Origin of the sequence: Alteromonas sp. MmMcT2-5 (genome assembly GCF_022348315.1) — a bacterium.
Classification (GTDB): domain Bacteria; phylum Pseudomonadota; class Gammaproteobacteria; order Enterobacterales; family Alteromonadaceae; genus Alteromonas; species Alteromonas macleodii.
This window is the reverse complement of sequence record NZ_JAKRFB010000117.1, coordinates 1-2,541: the sequence shown is the minus strand read 5'-3', so window position 1 is coordinate 2,541 and position 2,541 is coordinate 1. Positions and strand designations below refer to the sequence as shown.

3 protein-coding genes are annotated in these 2,541 nt (G+C 41.4%); 1 reads left to right on the top strand and 2 read right to left on the bottom strand.

Annotated features, from left to right (window positions below):
- A partial coding sequence (locus tag MHN09_RS21110) for an IS5 family transposase (protein WP_239241825.1) occupies positions 1-544 on the top strand: 544 nt, incomplete at its 5' end.
- A gap of 78 nt (positions 545-622) precedes the next feature.
- On the opposite strand, the gene gdhA is transcribed toward MHN09_RS21110, so the two are convergent.
- Both gdhA and MHN09_RS21100 read right to left on the bottom strand, forming a co-directional pair.
- Positions 623-1,975, bottom strand: a complete 1,353-nt coding sequence (gdhA, locus tag MHN09_RS21105) for an NADP-specific glutamate dehydrogenase (protein WP_049588184.1) — start codon at positions 1,973-1,975, stop codon at positions 623-625.
- Positions 1,976-2,000: 25 nt separating this feature from the next.
- Positions 2,001-2,402, bottom strand: coding sequence for a GreA/GreB family elongation factor (locus tag MHN09_RS21100; protein WP_239241824.1), 402 nt, complete (start codon positions 2,400-2,402; stop codon positions 2,001-2,003).
- Positions 2,403-2,541 lie beyond the last annotated feature (139 nt).

Sequence of the window (2,541 nt, the reverse complement as noted above, 5' to 3'; positions counted from 1 at the left end):
ATTGCAAAAGTTATTTGAAAGCTTAGCCTCCGAGGGTGACCCAGAATGGTTGTTTCTTGATGGTAGTATAGTTAAAGCGCATCAGGATAGTAGCGGTGCAGCGGGTAAACAAGATGAGGCCATCGGAAAAAGTCGAGGTGGTAACTCAACGAAAATTCACCTTGCAGTAGATAGCGGTGGCTTGCCCGTTTATTTTGAACTATCCGGTGGTCAAGTGAATGACATCGTACATGCACAAAGCCTGATACTAAACTCTCCACAAGCCGATATTGTTTGTGCTGATAAAGGCTATGACAGTGAATCCTTTAGAGCTTATGTAGAAGAAAGTGGAGCAGATGCCAAAATTCCACGCAAAAGAAATAACAAGTTAGGTAATGCCGATATGGACTGGTGCCTGTATCGATATAGGAACCTTGTTGAAAACGCGTTTTTGAGGATAAAAAGGTACCGTGCTATAGCAACAAGATACGACAAGCTAGCTCTAAACTATAGCAGTACAGTCGCATTGGCATTCATGATGATGTGGCTACCAATGTACTGCTGAACAAATAATGTTCAAAGATCAACAGCCTCTAGATTTGACATGAATTTCGAGGCGATCTGAATTCACTTTAAGCGTTTTTTAAACTACACCTTGCTCAATCATTGCGTCTGCAACCCGACGAAAGGCAGCAATATTAGCTCCTAATACAAGGTTACCGGGCGCACCGAATTCTCTTGCAGTCTCACTGGCTCGTAGATAAATATCCTTCGTTATTTGTAGTAATTGACAATCGACTTGCTCGAAAGTCCATTTTTGCATACTGGCGTTTTGCGCCATTTCTAACTGACTTGTCGCTACTCCCCCGGCGTTAGCGGCCTTACCCGGACCATAAGAAATACCGGCTTTAAGAAAGTACTCTACCGCACCTTGTGAAGAAGCCATATTTGCACCTTCACTCACCAATTTGCATCCATTAGAAACCAGTGCTTCGGCATCACGAGTTGTTAACTCATTTTGTGTGGCACATGGAAACGCTAAGTCTGCCTTGTATCGCCAAATAGTATGTCCTCCTGAAGGATATTCACTGATCGGAATGAACTGTGCCCTGGGGTGAGACTTTAAGTAACGTAAAAGCGAAGTACGTTCTTTTTCTTTGAGTTCCTTAATAAGAGACAGATCCAACCCTTGCGCATGATATAGCGTACCGGTTGAGTCACTACAGGCAATAGGAGTAGCACCAAGTTGATAAAGCTTCTCCATTGCATAAATAGCGACATTTCCAGCACCGGACACGAGGCAACGTTGTCCTTGTAAGTTTTCGCCTCGTGCATTAAGCATGTGATCTGCGAAATATACTGTTCCATATCCTGTTGCCTCCTTTCGCGCGTACGACCCCCCCCAAAGCAAACCTTTTCCGGTAAGTACGCCCTCATATTTCCCGGTCAGTCTTTTGTATTGACCGAACATGTAGCCTATTTCTCTGGCGCCTACACCAATATCACCGGCAGGCACATCAGTATTGGGTCCAATATGACGATAGAGTTCGTTCATGAATGACTGACAAAAACGCATTATTTCGGCATCGCTTCGTCCTTTTGGATCGAAATTTGCGCCTCCTTTGCCCCCCCCAATTGGCAGGCCAGTTAACGCATTTTTAAATATTTGTTCAAATCCTAAGAATTTTATAATACTGGCATTGACCGAAGGATGAAAACGAAGTCCTCCTTTGTACGGACCAAGTGCCGAATTAAATTCAATGCGGTATCCCTTATTAATCTGTATATTTCCGCTGTCATCTTGCCAGGGCACCCGAAACATAATTTGTCTTTCGGGTTCAACTAATCGCTGTATAATTGAATGCTTCGCATAATAGTTGTTTTTTTCCAGAACAGGTTCCAGAGTTCGCAGGACTTCCTCAACAGCCTGATAAAATTCAGTTTGTGCCGGACTGCTTTGTTTTAGCTGAGAAATAGTAGTACTTAAATAATTCATAAATCAACCTGTTAATGATTACCTTCTAATCACAGACGAGATAACGGACTTTTCTTTTTACTTCTAATATATCAATTTGTTGTTCGCCACTTTTAGTATTCCAGCTAATTTTTTGACCAGCTCTTAAACCTATTAATGCCGAGCCAATTGGTGCGAAAATTGAAATGCCGTCTTCGTATTTATGCATATCCAATGGAAGGCAGAGTGTTTTAGTCAAGTATTTATCAAACTTACTTATTTTAAATGTAACCTGAGAACCTATTGCCACGACGTCTGGAGCAAGATCTTTAATGTTAACGACTTTGGCGCGAACTAATTCTTTTTCTAATTCGTCAAACCTTTCAGCCGGTAATTTAATTTTTCTTAGCTGTTCTTCAATATCACTCAAGTCTTCATATGAAATTGTGATGTTAGGTTTTCTTGACATGATAATCCTTCCTCTTTGAATTAAAAATCACCCGCAGGAAAGCCTTCCCTGTGAGGAAATAGAAATTTAATCTATAGCTTTAATTTATTCCGGTACGGAATTTCTGGTTTTAGATAAATAAGAGGCGGCCGAATGCAGA